Below are 17,845 nucleotides of genomic sequence, written 5' to 3' on the forward strand. Positions count from 1 at the left end.
TTTGATTATGATTACATACAATGTAGATGGCGTGAAAATGCCTAAAATCAAAAAACGTGAGACAAATGCCTGGATTAAGGCAGTAGCTGCTGACCATGGTAAAAAAGTTGGCGATATCGGCTATATGTTTGTTGATGATGAAAGAATTCTGGAATGTAATCGCCAGTATCTTGGACATGACTATTATACCGATGTCATTACCTTTGACTATGATGACGACTACGAAGAAGAAAACATAATAGGTGGCGATATCGTAATTTCCTTGGATACAATACGCACTAATGCAGAAAAATTCGGTAAAACGTATGAAGACGAGCTCTATCGTGTTATTATCCACGGCATTCTTCATCTTTGTGGTATTAATGACAAGGGACCTGGTGAAAGAGAAATAATGGAAGCACATGAGGATAAAGCCCTTAAAATGCTAACTGAAATGAGAAAATAAAATCATTCAAAAATATACAATAGAAAAAGGTGATCCTTAAGTGTTAAGAATCACCTTTTTCTATTGTATATTTCTAAAAAACTTTTACTACTACTTTACTTAGTTATCACTTCTATTGCTTTTTTTACAACATCATTATCTTCATTGATAATTTGGTAATAACGGTTCATATCCCAGATATCTCGTGCTATAAGAGCTTTTAACTGCAATTTGAGTACTGGTAAGCTCTTGACCATTTCCTTATCATCCTTAGCCTTAATTCCAGCTTTTTCACCCTCTTTGATAATATTATCAATTAATTCCTGCGGTATCTTAAAACTTCTCTGATAGGTAGAAAAATCTCTGTAGCTTGCCTTAAGCGACTTACGATGAACATCGATATACTTTAAACTAGTATTAATAACAAGTCCTTTCAGCACAAGTTGACGATAATATTTACTATACTTTGCTGTATCAAGAGGAACAAAGAAATCTGGCATAATACCACCTCCACCATAAACCAAACGATGTTTCTTGAGGGTATAGAATTTCTGCGTCTCATCAAAATGAATACTATCCTTATTCACAAGTTCACCATGTTTATAACGCTTATCCAAATCCATCTCATAATCCTTCAAATCACCCTTACGATATGGTTTCTGAATACATCTTCCTGAAGGCGTATAATAATGTGCTATGGTAAGACGAATCATACTACCATCTTCAAAGTTGATTGGACGCTGAACCAATCCCTTTCCGAAGGAACGACGACCAACAACTATACCACGATCATGATCCTGTATAGCACCAGTAACAATTTCGGAGGCAGAAGCACTTAATTCGTCCACAAGAATAACAAGCTTACCCTTCTCCATTTTTCCTCCTCCTAATGCTTTATAATCCTCTCTTGGAGCTACACGACCTTTAGTATATACTATCAAATCGTCTTTGGGTAGAAACTGTCCAGCTATCTCTACTGCTGCATGCAGAAATCCTCCACCATTCTCCTGAAGATCAAATATCAAACTATTCATTCCTTGCTTTTGTAAGGACGTCAAAGCTTCTAACACTTCTTTAGCACTCGTCAATCCAAAACTACTCAGGCGAATATAACCTACTCCCGGACGAATCATGTAGAAAGCATCTACTGTTTTCAAAGGTATTTTGTCTCGTGTAACAACAAAAGATAGAAGCCCAGATGCTCCACGACGAACAATTTTAAGATTAACCTTAGTACCTTTAGGACCTCTTAGACGACGCATAATCTCGCTACGATCCATCTTAACACCAGCTATAGCTGTATCATTAACCACTACAATACGGTCACCAGCCAAAATACCTACTTTTTCTGATGGTCCACCGACTACAGGCTGAATAACCACCAGTGTATCTTCTATCATATTAAACTGCACACCAATACCATCAAAATTACCCTGTAAAGGCTCATTCATAGATTTGGTTTCCTTAGCTGTAGAATAAGAAGAATGCGGATCGAGTTTTTCAAGCATACCCTGAATAGCATCTTCTACCAGTTTCTGCTCATTGACAGAATCGACATAAAATTTATTAATGGCCATTTCAGCAATTTGTAACTTGCGAGAAGGACTATCCTTACCAAAGTTTAGACGCAACTGCGCTATTGCTGAAATCGACATAAACAACAGAAAAAGAGAAAGAATTCCTTTCTTCATATTATAATGGACAAACTAATAAATCTATAAATCGAATATCACTCATTTAAAATTATACATCCCCAAAAAATCAATCTAACGGATCTGTATCAGCTTCTGGTTTATCTTCTTCAATAACCAAATTATCTATAATGAAATTCTGTCGCTCCATGGTATTTTTACCCATGTAGTACTCAAGTAATTTCTGTACTTGGTCGTTCTTATGAAGGGTTACCTGCTCTAATCGCATATCAGGTCCTATGAAATGTACGAACTCGTCTGGAGATATTTCTCCAAGCCCCTTGAATCGCGTGATTTCTGGATCAGGCCCTAGTTCTTGAATAGCCTCTTGACGCTCTTCCTCTGAATAGCAATAACGAGTGATAAAATCATTTTTTTTCTCACCCTTTGCCAACAACTCATCAGCAGCAGCTATCACTTTCTTATTTTTAATTTTCGTTCTACGATTGCGCACTCGAAACAATGGTGTCTGGAGCACATATACATGTCCTTTCTTTATCAAATCAGGATAGAATTGCAAAAAGAAAGTAATAATTAGTAAACGAATATGCATACCGTCCACATCGGCATCGGTAGCCACAATCACTTTATTATAGCGCAAATCATCCAATCCATCCTCTATATTAAGAGCAGCCTGAAGCAGATTGAATTCTTCATTCTGATAAACAATTTTCTTGGTTAATCCAAAACAATTGAGAGGTTTACCACGCAAAGAGAATACTGCTTGCGTATTCACATCACGGCTCTTAGTAATACTACCACTGGCAGAATCACCCTCTGTAATAAAGATAGAACTAGCTTCTTTCAGAGGATTTTTGACATCGGAGAAGTGTACTCGACAATCACGAAGTTTACGATTGTGAAGATTAGCTTTTTTTGCTCGTTCACGTGCTAATTTTGTAACACCAGCCATCGCTTTACGCTCATGCTCACTTTCCTTAATTTTATTCTCTATAACCTCAGCTACATCAGTATGGATATGCAAATAGTTGTCTACTTCTTTTTTGATAAAGTCACCAACATACTTATTAATAGAATCGCCATCAGGTGACATCTGAGTACTTCCAAGTTTAATCTTGGTTTGGCTCTCGAATACAGGCTCTTCCACATTAATTGCGATAGCTGCTACAAGTCCATTTCTGATATCAGTATATTCATATTTATTAAAATATTCCTTTATGGTCTTTGCAATATGTTCCTTGAAAGCACTTTGGTGGGTACCACCTTGAGTAGTATGCTGACCATTAACAAACGAGTAATACTCTTCACCATACTGGTTTGTGTGAGTAAAGGCGATTTCTATATCATCGTCTTTCATGTGGATAATAGGATACAAGCCGTCTACAGTCATATTATCCGTCAATAGGTCTTCAAGTCCATTACGACTATGAATACGACGACCATTATACATAATCGTCAAACCAGAATTCAGATAAGTATAATTTCGAAGCATTGTTTCCACTATGTCATCATGGAAAGAATAGTTCTTGAACAAAGTGTTATCTGGTTCGAAATAGATAAAAGTACCATTTTCATCATTAGATTTATTGGTATGATCACTAATCTTATTACCTTTTTCAAATTCTATTTCACGGACTTTACCTTCTCGATACGAGCGAACAGTAAAATGGGAACTCAAAGCATTAACTGCTTTAACACCTACACCATTCAGACCGACACTCTTCTTAAAAGCCTTACTATCGTATTTACCACCAGTATTAAGTACACTGACAGCTTCTACAAGTTTACCCTGAGGAATACCACGTCCATAATCACGAACAGAAACACGAAGATTATCTTCGATATCCACCTCAATGCGGCTACCAGCTTTCATTTTAAACTCGTCAATTGAGTTATCAATAACTTCTTTCAGAAGTACGTAGATACCATCTTCCGGCAGATTGCCATCACCCAATCGACCAATATACATACCAGGACGAGTCCTGACATGCTCCATGTCTGAAAGGTGTCGGATATTGTCATCAGTATATTCTACAGGTTGCTGGTTTTGTATATTTACGCTTTCTTCTGACATAATCTAATATGTTATATTTTTATTAATTAAATATTCTTTTTATAACAACGACGACGCTTATGATTAATTGGATCTAGTGGTCCCCACTGGCTCTGTACATGAGAATTATATTCCATTTCTACATGTGTCTCACCCCACTTGATACCATATTTTTGGTATCTTGGAATTAAATCGTAGAATAGTAAGGAATTAGCACCCTTAGAACGATATTCCGGCAAAACACCAAGAAGAAGAAGATCCACACAGTCAGTCTTATGAAACTTGATAGCTCGTAGAATATGCCACCATCCAAATGGTAAAAGTCTACCACGACGACACTTCTGCAAAGCCTTAGTTAAAGATGGCATGGTAATACCAAAACCTATAACCTTATTATCTGCATTTGCATCTTCAATTACAGTCACTAGTTTTAAGTCAATAACAGGGAGATACATCCACACATATTGCTTAATCTGTTTTTCACTTAAACCAGAATAGCCATATAAATTAGCAAATGTTTCATTGAGAACAGTAAAGATCTTGTGTCCATAACCTCTGAAAAAAACATCATAAAGTGTAATTTTCTTAATTTTAAGATTATATCGCTTCATAATCATTTCAGCAACCTTACGATATTTATCAGGCATTGTCTTAGGAACAGGAAGATAATACTCTACATAGTCATTATCTTTTTCAAATCCTCCTAAATGATCAATATGCTTTGGATAATAGTCATAATTATATAGTGTCGCCATAGTACCCAATTGATCGAATCCATAAGTTAACATACCTTCTGGATCCATATCGGTAAAACCTAATGGACCCTGTATCATATTCATCCCTTTTGACTTACCATAGTCTTCTACAGCCTTCATTAAGGCTGCTGACACTTCATAATCATCAACAAAATCTATCCAACCAAAACGAACAGCTTTACGATTCCACTTTTCATTTGCTTTATGATTGATTATAGCAGCAACACGACCAACAAGTTTACCGTCCTTATAGGCCATAAAGTATTCAGCTTCACAAAATTCAAAAGCTGCATTTTTGTCTTTACTTAATGTATTAAAATCGTCGCTAAACAGATTAGGTGCATCATAGGGATTGCCGTTATATAAATCATAATGAAATTCTATAAAATCTTTTAAATCCCTTTTGGTTGCAACCTTTTTTATCTCTATTGTTGACATTGATTCGATTTGTTGTTATTATATGCTTTAACGTGCAAATATACAAAAAAAATAAAACCTTACCAAAGCGTGGGTCCAAAATCCTATTGTTTTACAGTTTTTTGTAGATTATACTCAATTATCAACTTATTTACAAACATGAAGCTTACTGCTTACGCTTACAAATAAGAATAACATGTTGCTTTTCAGCGATTGTCGTTGCAAAAATATAGGTATATCCACCATCCTTTAATTTCAGACGCTTACGTAAATCATCTACTTTAATAGGAAAATTTCTAACAGCTATATTTGCTTTGGTTATTCCCTTTAATTTTTCTTTTAATTCCTTTTTATTGAAAGTAGCTACGGCTTCTATCTTAAATACACGACCAGGGAAATAATCAACAGGATTTGTCGCTGTAAAGAGACGCGTATTTTGACTTAAAGCCATCACACCATAACGTTTTGCTAATTCTGCAAAACACCCAGCTTTCATGAGTGAAGCATTAGGCTCGTAAAGTTCATGACCAACTATATCTGTCATATCAGACAAAACCGGTATAGATTTGTGAGAAGAATATGTAGAATCAGTTTGCGCATAAGATGAAGGTATACTGTAATCAAAAACATGGCAGTCATTAACTCCATAAACATGAATATACTCCTTGGCACGACGTGTCAATACTATCAACAATTCTTTACATTCATTGCTCACAGAGATAATATGTACTTCTGCCACTGTATTCTTACGGTCAGATATCCCCATATTTGCCTTCTGATTCAAATCTTCTACAGCCTTATGCCAATCAAGCATAGGAGATAGCTTCAACACTACATAATCAGCCTTTTTCAAAAGAATACTCACTAACATGAGTACATCAGGAGTACAATCTTCTATAGCATATGTTTTTCCTCCATGGTTATCTCTACGAGCTGGATCCATGAAAACGAGAGATACTGGAGACATCACTTCAAGATATTCTTCTGAATCTTGACAAGCGATATTTACATGCTGAAGACCAAAAAGGGCAAAATTATGTTTTGCAACATCACAAAGATGACTCTGACGCTCTACATAGGTAGCATGCTGAAATAGAGGAGCTAAAAAAGAAAAATCTACTCCAAAACCACCAGTTAAATCAACCATACTCCCAAAACACGACTTATCATCTTGTGGAATATTCATAAGTCGCCTAACCAGGGTGGCTTTATATCGCCCTGTTTGTTCAGACGAACATTGTTCCATAGAAAGCCCAGGAGGATAAAGAACACCATCTATAACAGTCCATGAAGGGAGTTTTTTACAAGCTTTCTGCCATCCTTCAATTTGCTGAAGAATAAAACAAAGCTCGTTATTACTAAATTTCCCAGAAGCCGTCAAAGCCAAATTTCGAACATTATCCTTACGATGTTGCTGAATATATTGGATTATTGCAGAAGATATTTCCATCATCAAAAAAACAAAAAAGGTTCGCTATAATACCCGAAGGCATTACAACGAACCCCGTATTATCAATTCACTGTATCGACTTAATCACTCAGCTTAGCTGAGATATACTCACGATTCAAGCGAGCAATATTAGCAATACTTTCATTCTTAGGACAAACAGCCTCACAAGCACGAGTATTGGTACAGTTACCAAAACCAAGTTCTTCCATCTTAGCAATCATGTTCTTAGCACGCTTAGCAGCTTCAGGACGACCCTGAGGAAGAAGTGCCAACTGACTTACCTTAGAACTCAAGAACAACATAGCAGAACCATTCTTACAAGCAGCAACACAAGCACCACAACCGATACATGTAGCACAATCCATAGCTTCGTCCGCAGCCTCCTTAGAAATAAGAAGAGCGTTTGCATCCTGAGCCTGACCTGTACGGATAGTGTTATAACCACCTGCAGCAATAATCTTATCAAATGCAGAACGATCTACCATACAATCCTTAATTACAGGGAATGCTGCAGAACGCCAAGGTTCTACTGTAATTACATCACCATCGTTGAAACGACGCATATAAAGCTGGCATGTTGTAGCACCACGCTCTGTCTTACCATGAGGAGTACCATTAATGTAAAGTGAACACATACCACAAATACCCTCACGACAATCGTGATCAAATACGAACGGCTCTTCGCCAGCCTCGATTAATTCCTCATTGAGGATATCGAGCATTTCGAGGAAGGATGTATCATCTGGAATATCCTTCATTTCGTGTGTATCAAAATGACCTTGAGCTGTAGGACCGTTCTGACGCCAATATTTTATTGTGAAACTAATATTTCTTGCCATAGTTTTTAATTCTTATAGTTACGTGTTTGTACCTTGATTGCCTCATACTCGAGAGGTTCCTTGATGAGTTCTGGAGCTGTTGTATCATTACCCTGATACTTCCAACAACCTACATAGAAGTAGTTTTCATCGTCACGAGCAGCCTCACCCTCTGGTGTCTGATGCTCCTCACGGAAGTGACCACCACAACTTTCATTACGAGAGAGTGCATCATAAGCAATAAGTTCGCCCATCAGAATAAAGTCACGAAGGTGAATAGCTTTATCAAGCTCAACATTCAAACCATCTTTAGAACCAGGAACGAAAAGGTTTGTATTAAATTCTTCACGAACCTGTTTCAATAAGCGCAAACCTTCCTCAAGGCCTTCCTTTGTACGACCCATACCTACATGTTCCCACATAATATGACCAAGTTCCTTATGGATAGAATCAACAGAACGCTTACCCTTAATATTCATTAAGCGATCAATCTCTGCCATTACACCCTTCTCTGCTTCATCAAATTCAGGAGCTGTAGTAGGAACTTTAGGCCAAATAGCTTGATCGGCTAGATAGTTCTGAATGGTATATGGCAATACAAAGTAACCATCAGCAAGACCCTGCATCAATGCAGAAGCACCCAAACGGTTTGCACCATGATCAGAGAAGTTACACTCACCAATAGCAAACAGACCTGTAATAGATGTCTGGAGCTCATAATCTACCCAAATACCACCCATAGTGTAGTGGATAGCTGGGAAAATCATCATAGGCTTGTAATACTTCACACCATTGATTTCCTTACCAAGTTCACCTGGGAATACGTCAGTGATTTCCTCATACATTTCGAAAAGGTTACCATAACGCTGCATGATTTCATCAAGACCTAAACGGTTAATAGACTCAGAGAAGTCTAGATATACAGCAAGACCTGTATTGTTAACACCAAAGCCTTTATCACAACGTTCCTTTGCAGCACGTGATGCAACATCACGAGGCACCAAGTTACCAAATGCAGGATAACGACGTTCCAAGTAATAATCACGATCTTCCTCTGCAATATCCCAAGGGTTAATTTCACCCTTCTGAAGTTTCTTGGCATCTTCGAGTTTCTTAGGTACCCAAATACGACCATCATTACGAAGAGATTCAGACATCAATGTCAATTTACTCTGCTTGTCACCGTGTACAGGAATACAAGTAGGATGAATCTGTACATAACAAGGATTAGCGAAATAAGCACCTTTACGATATGCTTGAATAGCAGCTGTACAGTTACAACCCATAGCATTGGTTGACAAGAAGTAGGTATTACCGTAACCACCAGTTGCAATAACTACTGCATTAGCAGAGAAGCGCTCTAATTTACCAGATACCAAATTCTTAGCTATAATACCACGAGCACGGCCATCTACGATAACAACATCTTCCATCTCATAACGAGTGTAGAGTTTTACCTTGCCTGCATTTACTTGGCACATTAAAGAAGAATAAGCACCAAGAAGCAACTGCTGACCAGTTTGACCTTTAGCATAGAATGTACGAGAAACCTGAGCACCACCGAATGAACGGTTAGCTAACATACCACCATACTCACGAGCGAAAGGAACACCCTGAGCGACACACTGATCAATGATATTGTTACTAACCTCTGCCAAACGATATACGTTAGCTTCACGAGCACGGTAGTCACCACCCTTTACAGTATCGTAAAACAGACGGTAAACAGAGTCACCATCATTCTGATAATTTTTAGCAGCATTGATACCACCCTGTGCAGCGATAGAGTGAGCACGACGTGGAGAATCCTGAATACAGAAATTCAGTACGTTGAAACCCATCTCACCAAGAGAAGCTGCAGCACTAGCACCCGCAAGACCTGTACCTACAACAATAATATCAAGCTTCAGTTTGTTTTTAGGGTTCACCAAACGCTGGTGAGCTTTATAATTAGTCCATTTCTCGGCCACTGGGCCCTCTGGAATCTTAGAATCTATTTGTGACATAATCTTTTTCTATTATAAATTATGAATAAAGAATCTCAATTAGGCACAGCACATACTTGGTGCAAAGCCGAGCCAGAATGAGAGAACAAGGAATACAAACACAGCCATCAGGATAGAAACATAAACGAAACCGATGCACTGCCAACGCTTCTGCCATACTTTACCACTAACACCAAGTGTCTGCATAGCACTCCAGAATCCATGAGTAAGGTGGAACCAGATTGCAACCATCCAAATGATGTAGAGAATAGAGAATACAGGATTAGCGAAAGTGTCCTTGATCCATGCAAAACCATCAGATGGACTGTGAGCAAGACCTTCCATACCTACCAACTCGGCAAACATCATGTTGTACCAGAAATTGAACAGGTGAAGGAGAAGACCTAAAGCAATGATAATACCCAAAACGAGCATGTTCTGAGAAGCCCAACTTACCTGTGAGTAAGAACCAGTAACCTCATAACGAGAGTTACCACGAGCACGACGGTTTTGTGCTGTTAGGATGAATGCGTAAACGATGTGAGCGACAGCAAGGACTGCCAAACCGAGAGTACCAGCAACGGCATACCAGTTAGAACCCAAAAACTCACATACCATGTTGTATGCTTCTCCAGAAAAGAAAGCAGCAACATTCATACAGCAGTGGAATGTCAGGAATAGAATAAGGCATACGCCAGTAACCGACATAACAACCTTTCTACCGATAGGTGAATTGATTAACCACATAAATGATTGAATTTTAAATATTTAACTGTTAGAAACTATTATCTACTAATATCTTTCCTTATACAACAGAGCTGAATGCAAAATGTCGAAATGCAAAATCGACTCCACTTTTTTAGGTATTGTCAGCACATACAGCACTGCAAAAATACTATATTTTGATGATAAATCAAAGTTTTTTATAAAAAAATCAAATTAAAATTCTTACTTTTGCCAAAAAATAGGAAACAACAATCATGAAATTTAATTATGACGTCATTGTCATCGGTGGTGGGCACGCTGGGTGTGAAGCTGCAGCTGCTTCTGCAAACATGGGAGCCAAGACATGTCTAGTAACAATGGACATGAACAAAATTGGCCAGATGAGTTGTAATCCTGCCGTTGGTGGTATTGCAAAAGGACAAATTGTTCGCGAGATCGATGCCCTCGGTGGTCAAATGGGTCTTGTTACAGACAAGACAGCCATCCAGTTCCGTATGTTAAACATAGGAAAGGGGCCTGCAGTGTGGAGTCCACGTGCACAATGTGACCGTGGAAAGTTTATATGGGAATGGAGAACTGTTTTGGATAACACTCCAAACTTGAAAATTTGGCAAGATCAAGCCGACAAACTGCTCGTCGAAAACGGAGAAGCTATTGGCGTGCGTACTATCTGGGGGGTAGAACTATATGCCAAGAGTATCATTGTTACTGCTGGTACATTTCTCAATGGTCTGATGCATATCGGACGTAAAATGGTAGAAGGTGGACGTTGTGCCGAACCAGCTGTTCATAATTTCACAGAAAGCATTACTCGATGGGGTATAACATCTGCAAGAATGAAAACAGGTACTCCTGTACGAATAGATAAGCGTTCCGTACATTTTGAAGACATGGATGTTCAAGATGGAGATTCTGATTTTCATCAATTTTCTTACATGGGCCCACATCGCGTACTGCAACAGTTACCATGTTGGACAACCTATACAAATAAAGAAGTACACGATACATTGAAAGAAGGTCTTGCAGACTCTCCACTTTTCAATGGTCAAATTCAAAGTACAGGGCCACGTTACTGCCCTTCTATAGAAACCAAACTTGTAACTTTTCCTGACAAAGAACAACATCCCCTATTCTTAGAGCCAGAAGGTGAAGATACAAACGAAATGTACTTGAATGGTTTTTCTTCTAGCATGCCGATGGATGTGCAATTGAATGCCATTCGTAAAATTCGAGCATTCCGTGATGTAGAAATCTATCGTCCAGGTTATGCCATCGAATATGATTATTTTGATCCTACACAACTCAAACATTCTTTGGAATCCAAGATTATCAAAGGGCTTTTCTTTGCCGGTCAGGTAAACGGAACCACAGGTTATGAAGAAGCAGGAGGTCAAGGTACCATAGCAGGTATAAATGCGGCTATTTACTGCAATAATGGTGAACCATTTATCATGAAACGAGATGAAAGCTATATAGGTGTTCTTATCGATGATTTAGTAACAAAGGGTGTTGATGAACCTTATAGAATGTTTACATCACGTGCCGAATATCGCATTCTCTTACGTCAGGATGATGCTGATGCACGACTAACAGAAAAAGCATACCACTTAGGTATTGCTAAAAGAGACCGATATGATTGGTGGATACAAAAGAAACAAGCTGTCGATGAATTAATACAATTCTGCGAACAAATGCCAATCAAAGCAAAAGATATCAATTCTCAGCTTGAAGCACTTGGCACCACCCCACTTCGAGCTGGCTGTAAACTTATAGATCTCATTGCACGCCCACATCTTAATCTGCAAAATCTTGCCGAAATTATTCCAGCCTTAAAGGAAAAACTTCATATGCCAGAAAATAGAAAAGAAGAGATTGCAGAAGCTGCTGAAATCAAGATGAAATATAAAGGCTACATAGAGCGAGAGAAAATAGTAGCAGAAAAAATGCATCGATTGGAAAATATCAAGATTAAAGGTAGATTCAATTATGCAGAGCTTCATGAAATTTCTACTGAAGGACGCCAAAAACTCGCCAAGATTGATCCAGAAACGTTGGCTCAAGCTAGTAGAATACCAGGCGTTTCTCCGAGTGACATCAACGTATTATTAGTTCTCCTCGGTAGATAATGTTTCACGTGAAACAATTTATAGAAACAAAATACTGTAACTGACTGAAATAGGAATAATTAGAAAAACAAAAGATATTACTACTTCAAGCCAATAAAACGTGTTTCACATAGTAAATACTATAGATAAAAATAAAACAAAAATGAACGAAAAGCTATTATTAGACAATCTGCGTTGCATTCCAGATTGGCCTATCAAAGGGGTTAATTTTAGAGATGTAACAACACTCTTCAAAAGTGCAGAATGTGTGAAAGAAATTTGCGATGATATGTACGAGCTTTACAAAGATAAAGGGATAACTAAAATCGTTGGAATCGAAAGCCGCGGCTTTGTAATGTCATCAGCTCTTGCTATACGTCTTGGCGCCGGAATAGTTCTCTGTCGTAAACCAGGAAAGCTTCCTTGTGAAACAGTACAGGAGAGTTATGCCAAAGAATATGGTATGGACACTATTGAAATTCATAAGGATGCCATCAATGAAAACGATGTAATCCTACTCCATGATGATCTACTAGCTACAGGTGGAACTATGAAAGCAGCTTGTCAACTTGTTAAGAAATTCCATCCTAAAAAAATATATTGCAATTTTATCATTGAATTAGAAAGCGAATTTCCAAATGCCAGAAAAGAATTTGGAGATGACATTGAAGTATCCTCTCTCCTAAAATTCTAAAATGATAGTACAAGCAATTAGTTATAAAAACTAGCTATAAGGAATAATAAATGGCCAACTATATAAAAAGTTTGGCCATTTATTTTGTAGCATACTTAGAAATCAATCTATTCTACGTAATATTAAAATACAATTTAAATAATCTTCAAAAAAAACATTTAGAGAAGATTCAAATACAAACCGACATTTACAAAAAACTCTAATCAAGATCTCACTAGTTCTAGTACCCTATTAAACATACAAGAAAATATAGCACACGAATAAATTATCAAAATTATACGTTTTAGCAAAAGCTAAAATAAGCGCAGGACAAATAAGAAAAACCAAAACATTCTATTTATACATTGTTGTTATAAATAGAAACGTGTTTTAAAAAAACTACATTCAACAAGTATTATACATACTTAATTAAACTTTGATATATTTGTAGATAAGAATTCTCATATCTTTTGTAACTATTAGTACTTATATAATAAAAATAATATTAACACCTAAAATTCAATAATCAACTACAACATTTAAGATAAAGCAAATCAAAATAATCACTTGCTTTAGTGATATCAATCTACGCCACAATATTAAGCGTACAAATGCCTAACTTAAATTTTACTATAAACAAGACACACAAAAAAAAACGTGCTATCATATAAATAATAATCCATAAAATACTGTTTATTCACTAATTTTATGATATATAACTTTCTACTTTAAATTAAAATTATTATCTTTGTTTAAGCGTGCCAAACATATACTTTTAAGTACAACACACGTCACATAACGTTAACGTTTCACGTGAAACAAGATAAAGTAAAGTTCCTATAAATAAACGGTTTACGAAAAATGACTAAAGAAGAAAATGAGAAAAGAGTCACCTATCTCAAGAATATTGTTTTAAACATGCCAGAGAAGCCTGGAAGCTATCAATTTTACGATAGTGAAGGAACTATTATATATGTAGGCAAAGCTAAGAAACTAAAAAGTAGAGTTTCTACTTATTTTCATAAAGAAGTAGACCGATTTAAAACGAAAGTATTAGTCAGCAAAATACATAATATATCATATACCGTGGTTAATACTGAAGAAGATGCCCTTTTACTAGAAAACAGCCTGATCAAGAAATATAATCCAAAATATAATGTACTTCTAAAAGATGGGAAAACCTACCCTAGTATTTGCGTTACCAACGAATATTTTCCTCGTATTTTTAAAACTAGAACAATAAATAAAAAATTCGGCACATACTATGGTCCATATCCTCATATTACAAGTATGTATGCTGTATTAGACATCATAAAAAAAGTATATAAACCACGTACTTGCCGCTTTCCTATTACTAGAGAAGGTGTTTTACAGGGCAAATATAAGGCTTGTTTGGAATACCACATACACAATTGCGGAGCACCCTGCATCAATAAGCAGTCATATGAAGATTACCAAGAAAACATACGACAAGCGCGAGAAATATTGAAAGGAAACACTCGAAAAGTAGAAGAGTTTCTTTACCATCTCATGCAAAAAAATGCTGAATTATTAAAATTTGAAGTTGCAGAAAAATACAAGAAGAAATACCTTCTTCTTAACGATTTTGTAGCAAAAAGTGAAGTCGTAAGCCATACAATAGACGACGTTGATGTATTTACTATTACAGATGATGATAATCATAAGAACGCATATATCAACTTTATTCACGTCAAAAATGGTACCATTAACCAAAGTTTCACATTCGAATATAAACGTAAATTAGACGAAACTGATGAGGAATTACTGATTACAGCTATTCCAGATATTCGACAACGTTTTCATAGTCAAGCTAAAGAAATTATCGTTCCTTTCGAAATGGAATGGAAAATTAAGAATGCAGAATTCTTTGTTCCACAAAGAGGCGATAAACACCACCTGCTAGAATTATCTGAAATGAACGGAAAACAGTATAAATTCGATCGACTTAAACAAGCAGAAAAACTTAATCCTGAACAGAAACAAACACGACTCATGACCCAGCTTAAAAAGGCTCTTAAACTCGATAAGCTACCATATCACATAGAATGCTTTGATAACTCCAACATATCGGGTTCTGATGCCGTAGCAGGATGCATTGTATATAAAGGTATGAAACCATCACGCAAAGACTATCGCAAATACAATATCAAAACCGTTGTAGGCCCAGACGATTATGCATCCATGCAAGAAGTAGTTCGACGAAGATACACAAGAATGGTGGAAGAGAAAACTCCACTACCCGACCTAATTATAACGGATGGTGGAAAAGGACAAATGGATGTAGTAAGACAAGTTATAGAAGGTGAACTACATCTCAACATACCAATAGCAGGTTTGGCAAAAAATGATCGTCACAGGACAAACGAATTACTTTATGGTTGGCCACCACAAGTAATAGGAATCAAGACAGATTCCGAACTGTTCCGTGTACTTACTCAAATACAAGACGAAGTACACCGATATGCAATAACATTCCATCGAGACAAACGAAGTAAACATGCATTACACAGTGAACTAGATGATATCAAAGGATTTGGTCCAAAATCAAAAGAACTAATTTTGAAAAAGCTAAAAACAGTAAAATCGATAAAAGAAGCTGATATCCAGAAACTTACGAGTATACTCGGCCCTTCAAAAGCGGAAATATTATACCATCATTTTCATGAATAATTAACAAAAAGAAATATAAGTAGTAACTTAACCAAATAACATATAAAAAGAAAACCCTAAAATCGAAATAAATTCGTATATTTGCAAGGTTATAGTAATACGAAAAGACGCAAGTACAAAATAAATAAAAAATGAGAATAGTAATACAACGTGTTTCACACGCTTCCGTAACTATCGAAGGACAAGTTAAATCATCTATCAGAAAAGGGTATCTTATTCTACAAGGAATTGAAGAAGGCGATACAGAAGAAGATATAGAATGGCTTGTAAAAAAGGTAAAGGGACTACGTATTTTTGATGATGAAAATCATATCATGAACAAGTCTATTATGGATGTTAACGGAGATATAATTGTCGTCAGCCAATTCACACTCATGGCAAGCTACAAGAAAGGAAATAGACCAAGCTGGATAAAAGCAGCCAAACATGAAATCTCCATCCCACTCTATAATCACTTTGTAAAGCGCTTAAGCGAAGAGATAGGTAAACCTGTAGGCACAGGTGAATTCGGAGCAGACATGAAGGTAGAATTACTTAACGATGGACCTGTGACGATATGTATGGATACCAAAAATAAAGAATAAATAATATAACTCAAATAAATAATATGACTATACAAGAGGCACAAGAAAAAGTAGATAAATGGATCAAAACCTATGGTGTAAGATACTTCAATGAGCTCACCAACATGGCTTGTCTTACAGAAGAAGTTGGTGAACTAGCCCGTGTTATAGCAAGAAAATATGGAGACCAAAGTTTCAAAGAGGGAGAAAATACTAACCTTGGAGAAGAAATGGCAGACATATTATGGGTATTAATCTGTCTTGCCAATCAAACAGGAATAAATCTCACTGCTGAACTCCAAAAAAGTTTCGACAAAAAAACAAAAAGAGATTCTGAAAGACATCTCAACAATCCCAAATTAAAATAAAAGCAAAATATTAAAAGTCATTTTACAACTAAAAAATAATATACGAGTGATAACACTCATCAATTAAAGTAATCAGAAATAAAAAAAATCATAAAATTAAATATTATGGAACTAGGAAAAAAAGGTAATATTACAGACCAAGTAATGAAGGATAAGGCCAATTCTGAAAAGGCTAAGATTCAAGAATTAAGTATATACGATCAAGCTTTAGCAAAGTATAATACTGACATCAAAGATGAAGATATCAAAGCTGCAGTAGAAGACATTATTGCTAATAAAGTAGCAGAAAATGATACTGTTGAGGTAAAGAAATTCCTCTTTGGCAGTGTCGAACTTACTTCACTCAACACAGCCGATACAGAAGAGAAAATCTTGGCAATGGTAGAAAAAGTAAACAGTTTCGCTCACGATTACACAGATATGCCACACGTTGCTACTGTAGTCACCTATCCTTCTTTCACCAAATTGGTACGCAATACACTTGAAGTAGATGGTGTAAATATCGCTAACGTAAGCGGTTGTTTCCCTTCATCACAGGCCCGCATGGAAGTAAAAGTAGCAGAAACAGCTTTGGCTATTCAGGATGGTGCTGATGAGATAGATATCGTTATGCCTGTTGGTAAATTTCTCAGCGAAGACTATGAAGGCGTAGCTGAAGATATTATGGAATTAAAGTCTACCTGCGGCGAAGAAATACCTATGAAAGTAATTCTTGAGACTGGCGATTTACTTAACTGCAGCAACATAAAGAAGGCTTCAATTCTATCTATGTATGCTGGTGCAGACTATATTAAGACCTCTACAGGTAAAGAAAAGATTTCTGCTACTCCTGAAGCCGTTTACGTGATGTGTACAGCCATTAAAGAATATTTTAAAGAAACTGGCAATAAGATTGGTTTGAAGCCTGCTGGCGGCTTAAATACTGTCCAGGATGCACTTATATACTACACTATAGTAAAAGAAGTCTTAGGCAAAGAATGGCTTACTAACAAGATGTTCCGCCTTGGTACATCTCGTTTAGCTAATCTTCTCCTTAGTGCAGTACAGGGTAAAGAGGTTAAATATTTCTAAGCAGACCATCTTAACAAAACAAACTAAAATATTATAAAGGGTAAGATTGACTTAATCTTACCCTTTAATATAATATTTAGAAGCAGTTGTTATG

The 17,845-nt window shown here is 36.6% G+C and carries 14 protein-coding genes; 7 read left to right on the forward strand and 7 right to left on the reverse strand.

Annotation, left to right across the window (positions count from 1 at the left end; genetic code table 11):
- Positions 1-7 precede the first annotated feature (7 nt).
- The gene (gene ybeY, locus L6471_RS14000; RefSeq protein ID WP_027453208.1) at positions 8-445 is read left to right on the forward strand and encodes an rRNA maturation RNase YbeY; all 438 of its coding nucleotides are present in this window, start codon (positions 8-10) and stop codon (positions 443-445) included.
- A 95-nt stretch (positions 446-540) separates the two neighbouring features.
- Here the strand turns inward: ybeY and L6471_RS14005 are convergent, their stop codons facing one another.
- From L6471_RS14005 to L6471_RS14035, 7 genes are all read right to left on the reverse strand, one after another.
- Entirely contained in the window at positions 541-2,115 is a 1,575-nt protein-coding gene (locus tag L6471_RS14005; protein WP_027453209.1) for a S41 family peptidase, read from the reverse strand.
- Positions 2,116-2,185: 70 nt separating this feature from the next.
- Positions 2,186-4,150, reverse strand: a complete 1,965-nt coding sequence (locus tag L6471_RS14010) for a DNA topoisomerase IV subunit B (RefSeq protein ID WP_027453210.1) — start codon at positions 4,148-4,150, stop codon at positions 2,186-2,188.
- Positions 4,151-4,176: 26 nt separating this feature from the next.
- Complete coding sequence (locus L6471_RS14015; protein WP_006282768.1) at positions 4,177-5,322, reverse strand: hypothetical protein; 1,146 nt, start codon at positions 5,320-5,322, stop codon at positions 4,177-4,179.
- A gap of 145 nt (positions 5,323-5,467) precedes the next feature.
- Complete coding sequence (locus tag L6471_RS14020; protein WP_317221437.1) at positions 5,468-6,754, reverse strand: class I SAM-dependent methyltransferase; 1,287 nt, start codon at positions 6,752-6,754, stop codon at positions 5,468-5,470.
- 77 nt (positions 6,755-6,831) lie between these two features.
- Complete coding sequence (locus L6471_RS14025; RefSeq protein WP_006282770.1) at positions 6,832-7,590, reverse strand: succinate dehydrogenase/fumarate reductase iron-sulfur subunit; 759 nt, start codon at positions 7,588-7,590, stop codon at positions 6,832-6,834.
- A gap of 5 nt (positions 7,591-7,595) precedes the next feature.
- Positions 7,596-9,575: a fumarate reductase/succinate dehydrogenase flavoprotein subunit gene (locus L6471_RS14030; RefSeq protein ID WP_006282771.1), complete on the reverse strand. Its 1,980-nt coding sequence runs from the start codon at positions 9,573-9,575 to the stop codon at positions 7,596-7,598.
- A gap of 39 nt (positions 9,576-9,614) precedes the next feature.
- Positions 9,615-10,301: a fumarate reductase gene (locus L6471_RS14035; RefSeq protein ID WP_027453212.1), complete on the reverse strand. Its 687-nt coding sequence runs from the start codon at positions 10,299-10,301 to the stop codon at positions 9,615-9,617.
- Positions 10,302-10,534: 233 nt separating this feature from the next.
- On the opposite strand from L6471_RS14035, the gene mnmG reads away from it, so the two are divergent.
- The 6 genes from mnmG (at position 10,535) to deoC (ending at position 17,751) form a co-directional block, all read left to right on the forward strand.
- On the forward strand, positions 10,535-12,406 hold the full coding sequence (gene mnmG / locus L6471_RS14040; protein WP_074548056.1) for a tRNA uridine-5-carboxymethylaminomethyl(34) synthesis enzyme MnmG: 1,872 nt from the start codon (positions 10,535-10,537) through the stop codon (positions 12,404-12,406).
- Between the two features lie 142 nt (positions 12,407-12,548).
- A complete protein-coding gene (locus tag L6471_RS14045; protein WP_027453214.1) occupies positions 12,549-13,079 on the forward strand; it encodes an adenine phosphoribosyltransferase in 531 nt (176 codons plus the stop codon).
- 840 nt (positions 13,080-13,919) lie between these two features.
- Positions 13,920-15,749, forward strand: coding sequence for an excinuclease ABC subunit UvrC (gene uvrC, locus L6471_RS14050; protein WP_237797475.1), 1,830 nt, complete (start codon positions 13,920-13,922; stop codon positions 15,747-15,749).
- A gap of 131 nt (positions 15,750-15,880) precedes the next feature.
- Positions 15,881-16,333 (forward strand): D-aminoacyl-tRNA deacylase, encoded by a 453-nt coding sequence (gene dtd / locus L6471_RS14055; RefSeq protein WP_237797476.1) that lies wholly within the window; start codon positions 15,881-15,883, stop codon positions 16,331-16,333.
- A gap of 23 nt (positions 16,334-16,356) precedes the next feature.
- Positions 16,357-16,680 (forward strand): nucleotide pyrophosphohydrolase, encoded by a 324-nt coding sequence (locus L6471_RS14060; protein ID WP_006282777.1) that lies wholly within the window; start codon positions 16,357-16,359, stop codon positions 16,678-16,680.
- A gap of 144 nt (positions 16,681-16,824) precedes the next feature.
- On the forward strand, positions 16,825-17,751 hold the full coding sequence (gene deoC / locus L6471_RS14065; RefSeq protein WP_027453217.1) for a deoxyribose-phosphate aldolase: 927 nt from the start codon (positions 16,825-16,827) through the stop codon (positions 17,749-17,751).
- Positions 17,752-17,845 lie beyond the last annotated feature (94 nt).

The organism is Segatella bryantii, from assembly GCF_022024215.1.
Lineage (GTDB): Bacteria > Bacteroidota > Bacteroidia > Bacteroidales > Bacteroidaceae > Prevotella > Prevotella bryantii.

What these genes read in the sequence shown, in the direction of transcription:
- L6471_RS14010 (WP_027453210.1), bottom strand. Translation starts at nt 4,150, where the DNA reads ATGTCAGAAGAAAGCGTAAATATACAAAACCAGCAACCTGTAGAATAT.
- uvrC (WP_237797475.1), top strand. Translation starts at nt 13,920, where the DNA reads ATGACTAAAGAAGAAAATGAGAAAAGAGTCACCTATCTCAAGAATATT.
- L6471_RS14015 (WP_006282768.1), bottom strand. Translation starts at nt 5,322, where the DNA reads ATGTCAACAATAGAGATAAAAAAGGTTGCAACCAAAAGGGATTTAAAA.
- L6471_RS14060 (WP_006282777.1), top strand. Translation starts at nt 16,357, where the DNA reads ATGACTATACAAGAGGCACAAGAAAAAGTAGATAAATGGATCAAAACC.
- L6471_RS14030 (WP_006282771.1), bottom strand. Translation starts at nt 9,575, where the DNA reads ATGTCACAAATAGATTCTAAGATTCCAGAGGGCCCAGTGGCCGAGAAA.
- dtd (WP_237797476.1), top strand. Translation starts at nt 15,881, where the DNA reads ATGAGAATAGTAATACAACGTGTTTCACACGCTTCCGTAACTATCGAA.
- deoC (WP_027453217.1), top strand. Translation starts at nt 16,825, where the DNA reads ATGAAGGATAAGGCCAATTCTGAAAAGGCTAAGATTCAAGAATTAAGT.
- L6471_RS14005 (WP_027453209.1), bottom strand. Translation starts at nt 2,115, where the DNA reads ATGAAGAAAGGAATTCTTTCTCTTTTTCTGTTGTTTATGTCGATTTCA.
- L6471_RS14025 (WP_006282770.1), bottom strand. Translation starts at nt 7,590, where the DNA reads ATGGCAAGAAATATTAGTTTCACAATAAAATATTGGCGTCAGAACGGT.
- L6471_RS14045 (WP_027453214.1), top strand. Translation starts at nt 12,549, where the DNA reads ATGAACGAAAAGCTATTATTAGACAATCTGCGTTGCATTCCAGATTGG.
- L6471_RS14020 (WP_317221437.1), bottom strand. Translation starts at nt 6,754, where the DNA reads ATGATGGAAATATCTTCTGCAATAATCCAATATATTCAGCAACATCGT.
- mnmG (WP_074548056.1), top strand. Translation starts at nt 10,535, where the DNA reads ATGAAATTTAATTATGACGTCATTGTCATCGGTGGTGGGCACGCTGGG.
- L6471_RS14035 (WP_027453212.1), bottom strand. Translation starts at nt 10,301, where the DNA reads ATGTGGTTAATCAATTCACCTATCGGTAGAAAGGTTGTTATGTCGGTT.
- ybeY (WP_027453208.1), top strand. Translation starts at nt 8, where the DNA reads ATGATTACATACAATGTAGATGGCGTGAAAATGCCTAAAATCAAAAAA.